This is a genomic window from Streptomyces sp. CB00316, assembly GCF_001905595.1.
Classification (GTDB): domain Bacteria; phylum Actinomycetota; class Actinomycetes; order Streptomycetales; family Streptomycetaceae; genus Streptomyces.
In genome coordinates, this window is sequence record NZ_LIXI01000001.1 from 642,504 (window position 1) to 657,912 (window position 15,409).

The following is a 15,409-nucleotide window of genomic DNA, read 5'->3' on the forward strand; positions in this document are numbered from 1 at the left end:
GCGGGGATGATCCATTATGGGGCGGGACTCAGCCTGCCTCACGACCCACGCGAAGAGGGGGGGACGGCGCTCGGGACCAGCCACGTTGAAGCCGATCGTGAGGAAACGCTGGTGGATTCGCTCGCCGCTCTCCTGGACGAGGCTGCAGCGCAGTAGGCACTTCGACGGGCCGGCGAAGCTCGAATGGAAGCCCTTCACCCGCAGAGGACGTCATCGCCGCCACTCGCCACTGGGCGCAGGTCGGAATGGTTTTTCGTCCCGACCGAGAATCTGGACGCCCCCCGCCCTCGGGCTCAGGCGCCGCTGTCCCGTGAGGCCAGGTTGGTGTCGGCCGCGTTCCCATCGGCTGTCAGCTTCGCGAGCCGGCACCTCGCAACGAGTCGACGGGCGGTCGTCCGCGCGGACTGAGGTCGCGGAGCGCTCGGTCCGGCGGGGGAGGGCAGCACGCGGGACCAGGTGTCGGTGACGCCGCCGTTCCCTTCGGGGGTGTGCGCGACCGCCCCGCTGGGGCAGGCTGCGCGAAAGGCGAGACGCGTGGCGTCGGGGCGCACAGCCGGTGAACCGCATCCCTCGTCGTCATCGATGCCAGTCGCATGTCCGCAGCGGGGCGAGGTATGGATCAGGGAGGACTTGCATACCGTCCCGAGGCCGGGCCGTCAGGAATTCCGGGCGTTGAGCCTGCGGCGCAGTGTGGCGGCGAAGTCTTCGGCGGCCATGAGCTGAGCGCGCAGCGTCTCGCAGCGCGCGTCGGCCACTTTCCGGTAGGAGCCCAGCCGCTCATGCAGGCGCTCCCGCTCCTCGGCTGTAGGCGCGTCGTCGGCTGCGATGCGGTCGACGATCTCCAGAAGGTCCCGCATCTCCTCCAGTGAGAAGTCCAGCGGCTTCATACGACGGATCACCATCAGGCGGTCGACGTCCGTCTCGGTGTACAGGCGGAAACCTCCCTTGCTGCGGGCGGAGGGGATGACCAGGCCGACTTCCTCGTAGTGCCGGATCGTGCGCAGCGACAAGCCGGTCCGCTCAGCCACCTCACCGATCTGCATCTGCCGCTCTGCCATCTCCGCGCCTGCCTCCTCTATAAACCGGCTGCTCTTCGATCGTTCGAAGGGAACCAGCATACGTGTCCATAATCACATGATCCGCAGACGTGTTTACCTGCATTTCACAAGCCGCAACTCGCACTCTGCCTTGACGTCAGGGTACGATTTTCAGTGAGCCGAGACCGCTGGGCAGACCTCGCTGACGCTTGAGCCCCGGCCAGGGCCTCACGGCTTATCGGGCAATGATGCCCGACTGTCGGCCACGAAGGCTGCCGCCCGATCAGGCAGAGCCCTATCGGCGCCGGGCTGCCGGGATTCCGCCCCCTGTGTGGAGTCGAGAACGATGCGTGCGTGTCCAGACCGGTGGATGTGTGCGCCCGAACAGAAACGGTTGCATGTCTACACCGCTGTCCGCAGCTCCCAAGCTGCGTATGTCCAAGCCGGACTGGCTCGCTTCCCCGAAGGTCTTCCGCACCGAGGTGCTGGCCGGCCTCGTCGTTGCCCTGGCGTTGATCCCCGAGGCGATCTCCTTCTCGATCATCGCGGGCGTCGACCCGGCCATCGGCCTGTTCGCCTCCTTCACGATGGCCGTGGTCATCTCGATCGTGGGTGGCCGCAAGGCCATGATCTCCGCGGCCACCGGTGCCATGGCCCTGGTCATCGCACCGCTCAACCACGAGTACGGGCTCGGTTACCTGATCGCCGCCGTCATCCTCGGCGGCCTGATGCAGATGGCGATGGGCGCGCTCGGGGTGGCCAAGCTGATGCGGTTCGTCCCGCGCTCGGTGATGGTCGGCTTTGTCAACGCCCTCGCCATCCTGATCTTCATGGCGCAGGTGCCCGAGATGCGGGACGTCCCGTGGGCCGTCTACCCGCTGATCATCGGCGGTCTGGCCCTCATGGTGTTCTTCCCGAAGATCACCACGGTGATCCCGGCACCCCTGGTCGCCATCGTCACACTGACCGTGATCACCGTCGCCGCCGGCATCGCCGTCCCCAACGTCGGCGACAAGGGCGACCTCCCGTCCTCGCTGCCCGTCCCCGGTCTGCCCGATGTGCCGTTCACCATGGACACCCTCACCATCATCGCCCCGTACGCCTTCGCGTTCGCGCTGGTGGGGCTGATGGAGTCGCTGATGACCGCGAAGCTCGTCGACGACATCACCGACACCCACTCCAACAAGACCCGAGAGTCCATCGGCCAGGGCATCGCCAACATCGTCACCGGGTTCTTCGGCGGCATGGGCGGCTGCGCCATGATCGGCCAGACCATGATCAACGTGAAGACGTCCGGCGCCCGGACCCGCCTCTCCACCTTCCTCGCCGGTACCTTCCTGATGGTCCTGTGCATCGCGTTCGGCCCGATCGTGTCGGACATCCCGATGGCCGCTCTCGTCGCGGTGATGATCCTGGTCTCCTTCGCCACCTTCGACTGGCACTCCATCCAGCCCAAGACGCTCAAGCGGATGCCGGTCGGTGAGACGACCGTCATGGTCGTCACCGTCGCGGCGGTGGTGGCCACCCACAACCTCGCCATCGGTGTCGTTCTCGGCTGCATCACCGCGATGGTGATCTTCGCGAAGCGGGTCGCCCACATCGCCGAGGTCTCCGGGGTCGTCGACCCGGACGGCAACCAGGTCGTCTACGCGGTCACCGGGGAACTGTTCTTCGCCTCCTCCAACGACCTCGTCTACCAGTTCAACTACAAGGACGACCCCGACGACGTCGTCATCGACCTCTCCGGAACGCACATCTGGGACGCCTCCTCCGTCGCCGCCCTGGATGCCATCGAGACCAAGTACGCCCAGCGCGGCAAGAAGGTCACGATCATCGGCCTCAACAAGGCCAGTGCCGAGATGCACGGCAAGCTCGCCGGCCAGCTCACCGCCGGCCACTGAGAAGACCGATACAAGCCGCCCCTGACCGCCCCGGCAGCGGACCGCGTACGGGGGCGGCTTTGCCGTGCGAGGGCTTGCCCCGGGCGTGCGTCGTCCACAGATTGCGCGCCGGACTCCGTAACGCAGTCGGTACCGCCTTGGGGAAGGTGCTGCCGGTGTGCTCGCTTCCGCGCGACAGTTCGTGCGTGCGGCGCAGCAGCGGCCATCGACCCTCCGGCTGTGAGGTGGCGGAGAGTAATCGACTCTCTCGTTCCACGGATCACCTGCTCTACACGACGCGTACTCGAAGCATCCTGTTCGGCGAGCGTGATCGTCCCGTCGGACCGTTCGGTCCACACGTGCATCTGCGTGGCCAGATCGGTTGACTTGAGCCGCTGCGGGAGCTGATAGGTGTGTGAACTGGGTGTGCCTGTCGGCGCCTTCCGGTCACACAGGCGTTCCGATCGCGGAAGAGGCTGGCGCCAAGTGGCCAGTACGATGCCTCCTCGACGCTCGTACCGGTTCGGGGCGGCGGAACGGAGAGGGGGCCGCGCCATGGTTGACGGCACGGAGACGGCGAGCCCGGATGGACGCGGTCGCAGGCGCCAGGGCGAACTTGAGATGCAGGTGTTGTCGGTGCTCGGCTCGGCACCGGGCCCGGTGGCTGCCGCGTGGGTGCAGAAACAGCTCGGCGGCAATCTGGCGTACACCACGGTCATCACGATCCTGACCAGGCTGTACGCGAAGAAGGCGGTGGCCCGCACCAGGGCCGGCCGGTCCTTCGAGTGGACGCCGGTGGCGGACGGGGCCGGTCTGGTGGCCATGCGCATGCGCAAGCTGCTCGACAACCAGAAGGACCGCGATGCGGTGCTCTCCAGTTTCGTGTCCTCTCTGTCCTCACACGACGAGCAGCTCCTGCGCTCCCTCCTCAACGAAGCTGATGATCCGGAGCGTTGACCGATGGGCGTCTTCGTCTTCCTGCCCCTGATCCTGCCGCTGACCGCACTGCCGATCGCGCGGCTGGCTGAACAGCATTTGCATCCGCGCATCGCGGCGTTGTTGCTGACCTGGGTGGGGGCGATCCTCGCCGCATGCAGCACACTGTGCCTCGGGCTCCTAGTCGTGGTCGGTACGGCGCAGTTACCCGGCAACCCGCTGCCCGACAGCTGGTCCGATCCCGAGGTGCGAGAGGCGGTTCCGTACGACGAGGTGGCCGGGAAGGCGTCCATCGGCGCCCTTGCCCTCGTGGTCGTGGCGTGCACGCTGGCACTGCGACGGCACTACGGCTTCCGTGCCCGAGCTCATCGCACGCTCGCCGCGCATCCAGACGCTTCGCAGGTCGCCGTACTCGCCGACGAGGTGCCGTACGCGTACGCGCTGCCGGGCTCTCCGGGCCGGATCCTGGTCTCCACCGGCATGCTCTCCGGCCTGAGCCAGGCAGAGCGCCGCGCGCTGCTCGCCCACGAGCGCGCCCACCTTGCCGGACGGCACCACCGCCTTCTGCTCACGGTGCAGCTCTCCGGCTGCGCGAACCCGCTGCTGCGGCCGTTCCGTGCGGCGGTGGGATACAGCACGGAGCGTTGGGCCGACGAGGAAGCCGCCCGGGTTACCGGAGACCGCCGGACAACGGCACGCGCCGTCGGCAAGGCCGCGCTGATCTCCCGGCGCGCGGGGGTACCCGGCTTGGCCGCCTTCGCCGAGGCCGGTCCGGTACCGCGACGTATTGCCGCTCTGCTGGGACCGGTTCCGCCGACCGGTGGCTGGCCGCCGGCACTGACTGCGGCCGGTATGGCCGCCATCGTCGCCGCAGCCGGAACGGCCGCGTCGACCTTGTCCGCACTCAACGCGGCGATCGCCTTGTTCTTCGTTCTGCAATCCGCCACCTACGGATAATTCGGAGCATCCCACCACGGATGAGCTTCCCCTACGCGACTGTGGAGTTCACGCGCCGCGGGGAGCCGCGGTTGCAGAGGACGAGCGCGAAGTAAGGCAGTTGGCGGGCCTCAGGCCGTAGACCTCCTCGCCTCGATGGCCAAGGACCAGGAGGTCGACAAGGAGAAGGTGGCCGCGGGCTCCAAGGATCCGGTGTACGCCGCTACGGTGCGCGTACAGGGCAGGTCCTCAACGGCAGCGGGGTGCCCGGTCAGGTCGCGAAGGCCGCCGAAACACTGAGGGCGGCGGGCTACACCATCACCGGCACCGGATACGCGCGCGAATCAGCGGAGGAGACTGCGGTCATCCACCCGGAGGGCCTCGCAAGCCAGGCAGGAGTGCCCGCTTCCCGGCTGCTCGATGTCGCGACGAAGCCTGACATGGGCGTCACGGCCTGCCGTCACTCGCATCGTGGGTGCGGACTTCGCCGGCATTCGCCGACGCGCTCCGGCGGCCAGGAAAAAGAGGGGCGGGCCTGCGGCTGAGTGCCGCAGGCCCACCCTTCTCCGCACCCGGTGCGGAGCGTCAGCGCCGGGACTTGACCCGTTCGAGTGCGGCGACGCCAACAACGGCGAGGCCGATCTGGATCAGCCATTCGATCCGGTCGACGCTCTCGGAGTCCGCGACACCCAGTCCGGCCGCGATGGTGGTGCCCAGGAAGGCGGCGGCGATACCGATGAGGATGGTCCACAGGGTGCCGATGTGCTGTCGGCCCGACAGGACGAGGCGTCCCAACACGCCGATGATGGTGCCTGAGATCTCCGCGTCCGCTTCTCCGAGTACGCCGTGTGCGGGTGTGTGCCCTGTTCGCTAGAGGTCGAACTCATGGGGCGGCAGGTCCAGCGTGTAACAGGCTTCGCGGACGATGGCCTGCTCGTCCTTGTCGAAGTCGCCGTCGGCGCCGCCGATGACGATGCCGATCTGGATGACGGCGCGGGCCTCGGCGGGCTTCTTCTTCGCCTTGGCGATCTCCTGCAACACGCTGACCTTGCCGAAGGCGAAGTCGGCGGTCAGTTTGTTCAGGTTGTCGTCGAAGCGGCGCCGAAGATCGTCCGCGGCGAAGTTCTGCAGTACGTCGTTGGTGGCGATGAGCTGGGCCACCCGCTGCCGTTCCGCCGGGTCGATGGTGCCGTCGGCGGCGGCGACCAGGGCGCACATCGCCATGCTCGCATCGCGGAAGGAGCCGCTTTTGAGGTCGTTCTTCTTCGCCATGAGCTGCGTCTGCATCGTTGACGCGGACTCCTTGAAGCGATCCCACAGGGCCATAAGAACTCCATATGCGTCAGGAGGTGTCCGGGCCGGAAGGGGGCCGATCCAAACACCCACATTTCTTTACAGTCGCGTAGAAGCTATCAGGAGGCTGGTCAGCGCTTCAGCCCTCTTCACCCTCGTCGTCCCCTTCGAAGAAGTCGCCCACCTCGTCGACGACTTCGGCGGCCACCATGCCTCCGACAACGCCGACGGCCAGCCCTGCCGCGCCGACCGCGACCATGGTGCCCATGCCAGGTCCGGAGCGGTGGTGACTGTCGCCCTGGTGATGCTCGCCGTGCCCGTGCCCGTAATCGTGTGCGGCGTGGGATCCGTGAACCGCGTGTCCGGCCGCCAGTTGGCGTACCCAGCCGTCGACCTCGGCGCTCCAGTCGCGCTGCTCGACGTCCTGGTGGCTGACGGTGAAGCGGTTGACAGCGTCGTGACCGGAGGGAAAGAGGCCGCCCTTGTCGGCCTCCAGGACCACCTCCATGCCGCCCGGGTTGGCCAGGAAGGTGACCTCGACCTCCCGCATGGCGTGCGCGTACTGGGGAGCCGGCGCGAGCTCGACCTCTTGGTAGAAGGGCAGTTGCTGGCCCGTGCCGCCGATGTGTCCGTACTCCAGGTCTGCCGACTTGAAGCCGAAGCCGAGCTGCCCGAACGCCTCCAGGACCGCCTCCTGTGCGGGGAGCGGCCGGACGGTCAGCGGGTCCAGATCGCCCTTGTCCTTGCCGCCCGCCACTGACAGTTCGGTTCGTAGGCCCAGCACGACGCCGAGCGGCTGGCCGTGAAGTTCGGTGACCGGGGTCTCCCACGGAACCGTCACTGCGAACGGGATGGTGCGACGCTCGCCCTCTGCGAGGCGGAAGCCGCCTCCGACAGTGAAGCGCTCGAAGGAGACCGTCCCTTCGGCTTCGCCGTCCTCGTGCTCCGCCTCGACGCGGGCGACGAGCTCCAGGGTGATCTGCTCGATGTCGAAGTCGGCTTTCCCGCCGACGAGATGGACCTGCCCGTGCAGCGTCCCGCCGGGCTGGACCGGGCCGCCCTCCAGGGCCGTGTCCACCGTGGGGCCGCCTACGCCGAGCGACCCGAGCAGTTTCTTGAACACCATCGTGGCGTTCTCTCCTTCGGAGTACGTGGAGGTTCGGGGAAGTGGGTTGCCGTGCCCTCGATGTGCGGCAACCCATCGGTCGTGCCTACTTGGCCGCCGTGTCCAGTGTCGCCAGGGCCTGTGCCCAGCGGACGTACTTCAGCTCGGCGAGGTCGCGGACGGTCTTGATGCCGAACGCCTCCTGCAGCAGCTCGCCGTCACGGTCCGAGACCCCCTTCAGGGCGCCGACGGGAGCAGCGAGCACCTCCGGCAGACTCTTGTCCGCCCATGCCTTGTCCAGCACCTTGTCCAGGTCGATCGATGCCATGAAGTCCTCCTCAGGAGTGGATGATTGGCGGGTCCGGCTCGCAATATCTACACGCATGTAGAAGCATAGGGGGTGGTCGGCCCCGCCGACCGCATACCGCTGCGGCTCACGGGAAATGTCCGAAACAGGTCTGCGAGGAAACGAAACACCATGTCCGATCGGACGGCCGTGCGTCTGCGGCACGGGCTCGCCCACCGCAGTCGCCGCATCGTGGACTCCAGCGCCTTCTCCAGCGCCGTCTTCTGTCTCATCGCGGCCAACGCCGTCCTGCTCGGAATCGAGACGTACAGCGGCGTCGTGCATCAATGGCACGGTGCCCTCAAGGCTGCGGAGAACTTCTTCCTCGCCGCCTTCACCGCGGAGATACTTCTGCGGGCAGCCGCCCATGCCGATCGACCCGGGGGCTTCTTCCGTGACCCCTGGAATGTGTTCGACCTGCTCGTCGTGGCCCTGGCCTTCATGCCGTTCGCCCGTGAGAACGCCACCGTGCTGCGGCTCCTGCGCCTGGCGCGCGTACTGCGTGCGGCGCGTTTCCTGCCGCAGTTGCGGATCGTGATCGTCGCCGTCGGCAAGAGCCTGCCCGGCACCCTGAGCTTCGCCCTCGTCGGGGCGCTCCTGCTGTACGTGTACGCCATGGTCGGCTGGGTGTTCTTCGCCGACCAAGACCCCGAGCACTACGGGTCACTCGGCCGCGCGGCCCTCACGCTCTTCCTCCTCATGACCCTCGACGGATTAGGTGACGCCGTACGCGGCGGCCTGGAGATCTCCCGCTGGACCGTCTTCTACTTCGGCTCGTTCGTCCTGCTCGGCTCTTTTGTGCTGGTCAACCTCCTCATCGGAGTCGTGATCAATTCCCTGGAGGAAGCCCGGGAGCTGGAGATGGAGCGGGAGAGGAGCGTGCCGGGGCGGCAGCCGCGAGTGGACAACCCGGTAGAGGCTCTGCGGGCACAGCTCGCCGCAGCACGCCAAGCCCTGGACGACGTGGAATCCGGCCTGGCGGCGCCATCGGGATCTTGTGAGTGCCAGGGTGCTGGGCAGGCGGCGCGTGCGGGAGTGTGAAGCTCCGGAGGCGCGCAAAATACTCCAGGGCGGAGCCATCCAGCATTCACTTTACTATCCCTTTACTATGAGGTTGGGGACACTGATACCTCAGCAGTTCCACCGAACCGAACCGAGCAGAGAAGGAGTGAGCGACCCGTTATGGGCGAGCCTCCCAGTACGAACCGTGCCACCACCTGCGCACACTGTGTGCGCCGGGGAGCGGAGGTGGCACGGTGACCGAAGTGCTTCTGCTGTTCCTGGCCCTGGCTCTCACCCTCGCGTGTGCGCTCTTCGTCGCCGCTGAATTCTCGCTGACCACCGTGGAGCGCGGTGAGTTGGAGCGGGCGGCCGAGGCGGAGGAGCGGGGCGCCGAGAGCGCCCTCAAAGCGGTTCGCAAGCTGACGGTCCAGCTGTCCGGCGCCCAGCTCGGGATCACCGTCACCTCGCTGGTGATCGGCATGCTCGCCGAGCCGTCGCTCGCGGCCCTGCTGCGCGGTCCGCTCGAAGCCGTGGGGCTCGGCGCCGCTGCGTCGTCCACGGCAACAGTGCTGGGCGTCGCCATCTCCACGGTCGTGCTCATGGTCGTGGGCGAGCTGGTGCCCAAGAACTGGGCGATCTCGCGCCCGATGGCCGTTGCCAAGGTGGTGGCCGGTCCGCAGCGCGGTTTCACCGCCGCCTTCGGCCCTCTCATCCACCAGCTGAACAGCACCGCGAACCGGATCGTGCGACGCTTCGGACTGGAGCCGGCCGAGGAACTGCTCTCCGTCCGCACCCCCGCCGAGCTGGCCTCGCTGGCCCGGCACTCGGCTGCCGAGGGCGGGATCGAGGCGGACTCCGCCGAACTGTTCGTCCGCACTCTGCACCTGTCCGAGCTGACCGCCCAGAACGTCATGACCCCGCGCGTCGACGTGCGCGCCTTGGAAGTCCACGCCACGGCGGCCGACGCGGCGAATCTGACGTACGCCACCGGGCTCTCCCGCTTTCCGGTCTACCGCGACAGCCTCGACGCGATCATCGGCACCGTCCACATCCGCGACGTCCTCGCCCTCGACCCAGGAGAACGACCGGTCACGCCGATCACCGAGCTGGCGACCACGCCGCTGCGGGTCCCCGACTCCCTGCCTGCCGACCGCCTCCTGGAGCGGATGCGCGAGCACCGCACGATGGCGGTGGTCATCGACGAGTACGGCGGCACGGCCGGTGTCGCGACCGTGGAGGACATCGTCGAGGAAGTCGTCGGCGAGGTCCGCGACGAGCACGACCCCGCACAGCCCCCCGGCCTCCTCCCCGCCCCGCCCACACCGGACGGCCGCGCCGGCTGGGAGGCCGACGGCGGCGTACGGATCGACGAACTCGCCCGCATCGGCCTGACCGCCCCCGTGGGGCCTTACGAGACCGTGGCCGGGCTGATCGCCACCCATCTCGCGCGCATCCCCGTCGAAGGTGACGCGGTCGCCTTCGGCGGCTGGCAGCTGGACGTTCTCGACGTCGAGCGCCACCGGGTCGACCGGGTGCACATCACCGAGCCCGGACCCGCCCCCGGCCCGCAGCGGAACTCTGAGGAGACGACCCGATGACCGTGATCCAGCTGGCCATCGGCGCTCTGATGATCTTGATCAACGCCTTCTTCGTCGGCGCCGAGTTCTCCCTTATCTCCGTACGCCGCAGTCAGATCGAGCCGCAGGCCCGCGCGGGCCACAAGCGCGCCCGCCTGACCCTGTGGGGGCTGCAGCACATCTCCCCGATGATGGCCACGGCCCAGCTCGGTATCACCGCCACCTCGCTGGTCCTGGGCGCGGTCGCCGAGCCCGCCATCGCCCGTCTGCTGGAGCCGGGCTTCGACGCCGTCCACGTCCCGCACGGCCTGGTCCACCCGATCGCCTTCGTGATCGCGCTGAGCCTGGCGACGTATCTGCACATGCTGATCGGTGAGATGGTGCCCAAGAACATCGCGCTTGCCGCCCCGGTCAGGACCGCCTTGCTGCTCGGCCCGCCGCTGGTCGCCCTCACCCGCGCGCTGCGCCCGGTCATCTTCTCCATCAATGCCTTCGCCAACGTCTTGCTGAAACTGCTGAAGGTCGAGCCGAGGGACGAGGTCGCCTCCGTCTTCACCGACGACGAGCTCGCCCGTATGGTCCGTGACTCCAGTGCGGCGGGGCTTCTGTCGCCGCAGGACGGCGAGCGGCTGCGTGACGCGCTGGAGCTGGGTACGCGGCCGGTGGGCGAGATCTTCGTCCCCGCGCCGAAGATGGTCACTGCCGACCACATGATCACCCCGGCCGAGCTGGAGCGCACCGCCGCTGGGACCGGATTCTCCCGTTTCCCGGTCACCGGGCCCACCGGTACCGTCATGGGCTACCTCCACATCAAGGACACCCTCGGCGTCATGGACCGCGACCAGCCCTTCCCGCGCTCCGCCGTGCATGCGGTGAACCGCGTCAGTATCGACACGCCCCTGGACGACACGCTCACCGCCCTGCGCGCCTCCGGCAGCCACCTCGCCGCGGTCACGGGGGACACGGGCAGAGTCCTGGGTTTCGTCACCATGGAAGACGTACTGGGAGAACTCGTCGGCCCGGCCGCCTGACGGGCCGACGCAGCCCCGCCACAGATCCCCCTGATACTCGGGCCACGGGACTTCGGTCCCGGCAGACCCGTAGTCCTCATCCACCGCCTCTGAAGGAGCACGTCTTGTCCGCCAGTCCGACGGACCCCGACGGTCCGGTAACCCATACCCGGGTTGTCCGATGAATGCCGTACTCGGCCTGCTGGCCGTCCTCGTCCTGACCGCAGGCACCGGCTATTTCGTCGCGCAGGAATTCGCGTACGTCGCAGCCGACCGGCTGGCGCTCGCCCGCGAGGCGAAAGCGGGTGACAAGCGCGCGGAGCGCGCCGTGAAGGTGCTCGAACGGCTCTCGTTCATGCTCTCGGGCGCCCAGCTGGGCATCACCGTCACCGGCCTTGTCGTCGGCTTCCTCGCCGAGCCGTCCGTCTCCGCGCTGCTGCGGCCCGCGCTGACCGGCACCGGCCTCTCCGACGGCGCGGTCTCCGCGGTCTCGGTGACGCTCGCCTTCGTCATGGCCACCGTCGTGCAGATGGTGCTGGGCGAACTGGCACCCAAGAACCTGGCCCTGGCCGTCCCCGAGCGGCTCGCCAAGTCGCTGTCGGCCTCCACCCTCGCGTACCTCAAGGTCGTCGGCCCGGTGGTGCACCTCTTCGACGCAACAGCCAACAAGCTGCTGCGAAAAGTCGGCATCGAGCCCGTCGAAGAGCTCCATCACGGCGCGACCCTGGAAGAACTCAGCCACCTGATCGGCGAGTCCCACGAACAGGGCCAGCTGCCTCGCGCCAACGCCGAACTCCTCGACCACGCACTGGAGTTCTCCGAACGCACCCTGGACGAGGTCATGGTGCCGAGCGTCGAGGTGGCATACGTACGCGCCGACGCACCCGCCACCGAGGTCGTGCGGCTGATCGCCGAGCACGGCCACTCCAACTACCCCGTCACCGGCGAGCGCCACGACGACATCACAGGCGTCATCGGCGTACGCGAACTGATGCGCCTGCCGGCCGACCGTTTCGAGCACATCACCGCCGGTGAACTGGCCCGGCGCCCTCTGCTGCTTCCCGACACGCTGCCGCTGCCCGGCGCCGTCGAGCAGATGCAGGAGCACAAGCAGGAATTCGCGGTCGTCCTCAACGAGCACGGCGGCTTCGCCGGGATCGTCACCTTCGAGGACATCGCCGAGGAGCTGGTCGGTGAGATCACCGACGAGTCCGACCAAGTGATCGAGATCGCGGCCGCGGACGGAAACGGGTGGCTGGTCGACGCCGGCCGCCGCCTCGACGAGATCGCCGAAGCCACCGGCATCGAACTCCCGGAGGAAGAGGACTACGACACCGCCGCCGGCCTCATCGTGGACCGGCTCGGCCGCTTCCCGGCCATCGGCGACCGCCTCACCGTCGGCAACATCCTCATCGAGGTCCGCACCCTCGACCGCCATGTCCCCGACCGCATCCGCCTGGAGCGCCCGCCGGGCACCGACCAGGACGCGGGTCCCCGCACCGTCACTGCCGACGAGGAGCCGACCGCATGAGCTTCCCCCTGGCCCTCGCGATCACCCTTCTCCTGCTGATCGGCAGCGGCTTCTTCGTCGCGGCCGAGTTCGCCCTGGTGGCCGCCAAGCGTCACCGCATGGAACGCGCCGCCGCCCAGGGCCAACGCGGCGCCAAATCGGCGCTCGCCGGGATGCGCGAACTGTCCCTGATGCTCGCCGGTGCCCAGTTGGGCATCACCATCTGCACCCTGGGCCTGGGATCGATCTCCAAGCCCGCCATCTCGCACGAGATCGACCCACTCCTGGAGAAGCTCGGCCTGCCCAGCGCACTGAGCTACGGCATCGCCTTCGCCGTCGCGATGACCGTGGTGGTCTTCCTGCACATGGTGCTGGGTGAGATGGCACCCAAGTCCTGGGCCATCGCCCACCCCGAGCGCTCCGCCATGCTCCTCGCGCCGCCGTTCCGCGCCGTGATCCGTCTCGTGCGCCCGCTGATCTGGGTGCTCAACAGGGTCAGCAACGCGCTCGTACGGCTGTGCCGCGTCACTCCCCGCGACGAGCTCACCTCCGTACACAACCGTGAGCAACTCGCGCACCTGGTCGAGGAGTCCGAGCGCCTCGGCCTGATCAGCGAGGCCGACTCCGGCCTGATCTCCCGCTCCCTGAGCGAACCGCAGACCCCTGTGGCACAACTCCAGGTGCCCGCTGCCCGGATCAGCTACATCGAAGGCGACGCCGACACGAGCGCGGTCCTCGCGGCTACGGCAGCGGCCGACCACACCCGGCTGCTCGTACGGGACGGCGAAACGGTCCTCGGCTCGCTACACGCCCGCGACGCCTTGGTCGCCCGCGCCCAGGGCAGAAACCTGACAGCCCGAGCACTGGCACGCCCCGTCCCGGAACTGGCTCCGAGCCACACCGTCGCCCACGCCGTCGAGCAACTCCAGCACCGTAGGGCCTCCCTCGCCGTCGTACGCGACACAGAGGGCCGACTGACCGGCCTGATCAGCCTCGACGACCTCATTATCCGGCTGATGGGAGCACAGAAGGGGTGACATTCGGCGGCCGACTTCTCCGCTCGCGCCCGCCCCGAGGCCGCGGCTGCTTCGAGGCGGTGCGCACCGGCGTGCCGAAAGGCATGTCGAGGAACCGGCTCGGTGAACTGATCATGTGACGCTCACACCCTGTTTGCGGCCCTGTCGATGCATAGGGCCAGGGAGCCTTTGGCTTCGCCCTCAGCCGGGGCGATATCGCCTTACTCCGTCACTGAATATGACAAGTCGCCCTGTCGGTGACGGTGCCTCTGAGGCGTATGGGCGTTTTCCCCGCGTCGGAGAAGAGGCGTCCTCTCTGTGGTGGCCGAGGTGAGTCGTGGACCGTATGGCAGCAGCCGACGGTCTCGCGTCACAGCGGGATGCAGCCTGCTCCACCCGGCCGCCGACCCTGACCGAAGCGGCGGAGTCAGTCACCGGACGGTCAGGTGTCCAGCCGGCGCCAAGGTGGTCAGGCCCGGCGGGTGGGCGCCACGGCAGTGGGCGACACGGGGGTCCTGGCGGCTTCCGCCCGCCAGGCGTCGGCCAGTTCGGCGGGAAAGCGTCGGCCACTACGGGTGAGTACGACGCCGGAGGAGAGCTCGACCTCGTCGCCTGGACGGAAGGGACGGTCGGTCTGCGGGGGCAGCTTCTCCCAGGGGCCGAACGCACCCTGCTTGCGGGCGCGGCGCATGCGGGTCCCGTAGGTGCTGATGTCACGGATCAGGACTGCGCCGCTCCGGGCGGAGACGGCCACATGACTGCGGCTGACCTGCTGGGCGACCTGCGGGGGCAGCAGGCTGTGCAGGGCGATTCCCACCTGCCCCGGCAGCCGGCCGACGTGCGCCTCGGAGCCCTCGTCGAGGGTGTACCGGGCCAAGCAGGTGCCGTTGATGACGGCCTTGAGCTGGGTGGTGCCCAGGCGCGGTCCTTCAGCCACCAGAGGCGTGCCGTGAAGCTCGCAGGTGGGAACGCCGCGCCGCATACGGGGCAGCAGGATCCGTTCGCCCTTGCGGATGTCGTAGAGGGTGCACCGGAGTTCCGGGCAGCGCCACGTCCGCATGATCACTTCTGCCAGCGGCGTCCGGGAGGGGCCGAGGAGACCCTGCTTCTTCAGTGCGGACAGTTCCATCCTGCGCGAGATCTCCGCCGCCGAGCGCACGCCCATATCCATCGCCACGAGGGCGACGGACCCGTCGGGGCGGGCTTGCGGTTTGAGGAACTGCCAGGTGTTGCCCTGGATCCACGGGTGCTCCAGGCGGTGGTCGACATACCGGTCGCCGGTGATGACCGGCAACGAGGTCATGCGGGCCAGCTCGAGGACGCGCTCATCGGCGTCGTCGACCTCCTCGACCAGCCCGTCGACCACCCAGCCGCGCAGTCGCCGGACTTCGGCCTGATCACCGAACTCGCGGTGCCCGCCCAGCAGGCTGGTGTCGGCGACCAGGTAGACGGAGACGTCCGGATCCCCTGTGAGCTCCATCAGGGCCCTCAGGACCAGACCCAGGCGGCGCAGGGACCGCGGGCCGCGTCCGCCGATGGAGGAGGTGTCGCGTACGACGTTGGAGAGCTCCACGAGATAGTCGGCCCGCTCCGCCGAAGCGGCCAGATGATGTTCCACGGACACCTCGCTGTCTGTCGGCAGGGGCGTCACTTTATGGGTGCCCGGCGACATCCGCCATCAGGACGAACTCGCGCGACTCCACGAAACTCCCCGAACCTCGCCTCTTCTCCCGACTTCCCCGGACGCCTATCAGGGACGCG

General features: G+C 68.3%; 14 protein-coding genes and 1 pseudogene. 9 read left to right on the forward strand and 6 right to left on the reverse strand.

Annotated features, from left to right (window positions below):
- Nucleotides 1-656: 656 nt before the first annotated feature.
- Nucleotides 657-1,058, reverse strand: a complete 402-nt coding sequence (locus tag AMK21_RS02770) for a MerR family transcriptional regulator (RefSeq protein WP_073873756.1) — start codon at nucleotides 1,056-1,058, stop codon at nucleotides 657-659.
- Between the two features lie 377 nt (nucleotides 1,059-1,435).
- Between AMK21_RS02770 and AMK21_RS02775 the strand changes: the two genes are divergently transcribed.
- From AMK21_RS02775 to AMK21_RS37015, 4 genes and pseudogenes are all read left to right on the forward strand, one after another.
- Nucleotides 1,436-2,938 (forward strand): SulP family inorganic anion transporter, encoded by a 1,503-nt coding sequence (locus tag AMK21_RS02775; protein ID WP_073873758.1) that lies wholly within the window; start codon nucleotides 1,436-1,438, stop codon nucleotides 2,936-2,938.
- 534 nt (nucleotides 2,939-3,472) lie between these two features.
- Nucleotides 3,473-3,874, forward strand: coding sequence for a BlaI/MecI/CopY family transcriptional regulator (locus AMK21_RS02780; protein ID WP_073873760.1), 402 nt, complete (start codon nucleotides 3,473-3,475; stop codon nucleotides 3,872-3,874).
- A gap of 3 nt (nucleotides 3,875-3,877) precedes the next feature.
- Nucleotides 3,878-4,810, forward strand: a complete 933-nt coding sequence (locus AMK21_RS02785) for a M56 family metallopeptidase (RefSeq protein WP_073873762.1) — start codon at nucleotides 3,878-3,880, stop codon at nucleotides 4,808-4,810.
- A gap of 233 nt (nucleotides 4,811-5,043) precedes the next feature.
- Nucleotides 5,044-5,334 (forward strand): annotated as a pseudogene (locus AMK21_RS37015) (LytR C-terminal domain-containing protein); the annotation flags it as partial.
- Nucleotides 5,335-5,374: 40 nt separating this feature from the next.
- On the opposite strand, the gene AMK21_RS02795 reads toward AMK21_RS37015, so the two are convergent.
- From AMK21_RS02795 to AMK21_RS02810, 4 genes are all read right to left on the reverse strand, one after another.
- Nucleotides 5,375-5,587: a GlsB/YeaQ/YmgE family stress response membrane protein gene (locus AMK21_RS02795; RefSeq protein ID WP_383850423.1), complete on the reverse strand. Its 213-nt coding sequence runs from the start codon at nucleotides 5,585-5,587 to the stop codon at nucleotides 5,375-5,377.
- A 72-nt stretch (nucleotides 5,588-5,659) separates the two neighbouring features.
- Nucleotides 5,660-6,115, reverse strand: coding sequence for a tellurite resistance TerB family protein (locus AMK21_RS02800; RefSeq protein ID WP_073873768.1), 456 nt, complete (start codon nucleotides 6,113-6,115; stop codon nucleotides 5,660-5,662).
- A 106-nt stretch (nucleotides 6,116-6,221) separates the two neighbouring features.
- Nucleotides 6,222-7,208 carry a sporulation protein gene (locus AMK21_RS02805; RefSeq protein ID WP_073873770.1) on the reverse strand — a complete coding sequence of 329 codons (987 nt, stop codon included), beginning with the start codon at nucleotides 7,206-7,208 and terminating at the stop codon, nucleotides 6,222-6,224.
- An 85-nt stretch (nucleotides 7,209-7,293) separates the two neighbouring features.
- Nucleotides 7,294-7,515 carry a hypothetical protein gene (locus AMK21_RS02810; RefSeq protein ID WP_073873772.1) on the reverse strand — a complete coding sequence of 74 codons (222 nt, stop codon included), beginning with the start codon at nucleotides 7,513-7,515 and terminating at the stop codon, nucleotides 7,294-7,296.
- Between the two features lie 150 nt (nucleotides 7,516-7,665).
- Between AMK21_RS02810 and AMK21_RS02815 the strand changes: the two genes are divergently transcribed.
- From AMK21_RS02815 to AMK21_RS02835, 5 genes are all read left to right on the forward strand, one after another.
- The gene (locus AMK21_RS02815; protein ID WP_073873773.1) at nucleotides 7,666-8,574 is read left to right on the forward strand and encodes an ion transporter; all 909 of its coding nucleotides are present in this window, start codon (nucleotides 7,666-7,668) and stop codon (nucleotides 8,572-8,574) included.
- A gap of 215 nt (nucleotides 8,575-8,789) precedes the next feature.
- The gene (locus AMK21_RS02820) at nucleotides 8,790-10,133 is read left to right on the forward strand and encodes a hemolysin family protein (protein ID WP_073873775.1); all 1,344 of its coding nucleotides are present in this window, start codon (nucleotides 8,790-8,792) and stop codon (nucleotides 10,131-10,133) included.
- The gene (locus AMK21_RS02825; protein WP_073873777.1) at nucleotides 10,130-11,143 is read left to right on the forward strand and encodes a hemolysin family protein; all 1,014 of its coding nucleotides are present in this window, start codon (nucleotides 10,130-10,132) and stop codon (nucleotides 11,141-11,143) included. Before AMK21_RS02820 ends, AMK21_RS02825 begins: the two co-directional genes overlap by 4 nt.
- 160 nt (nucleotides 11,144-11,303) lie before the next feature.
- Complete coding sequence (locus tag AMK21_RS02830; RefSeq protein ID WP_073873779.1) at nucleotides 11,304-12,653, forward strand: hemolysin family protein; 1,350 nt, start codon at nucleotides 11,304-11,306, stop codon at nucleotides 12,651-12,653.
- Nucleotides 12,650-13,669 (forward strand): hemolysin family protein, encoded by a 1,020-nt coding sequence (locus AMK21_RS02835; RefSeq protein ID WP_073873781.1) that lies wholly within the window; start codon nucleotides 12,650-12,652, stop codon nucleotides 13,667-13,669. The genes AMK21_RS02830 and AMK21_RS02835 overlap by 4 nt, the downstream gene beginning before the upstream one ends.
- 448 nt (nucleotides 13,670-14,117) lie before the next feature.
- Here AMK21_RS02835 and AMK21_RS02840 read toward each other — a convergent pair whose 3' ends face one another.
- A complete protein-coding gene (locus AMK21_RS02840) occupies nucleotides 14,118-15,266 on the reverse strand; it encodes an FHA domain-containing protein (protein WP_073874244.1) in 1,149 nt (382 codons plus the stop codon).
- Nucleotides 15,267-15,409: the final 143 nt, after the last annotated feature.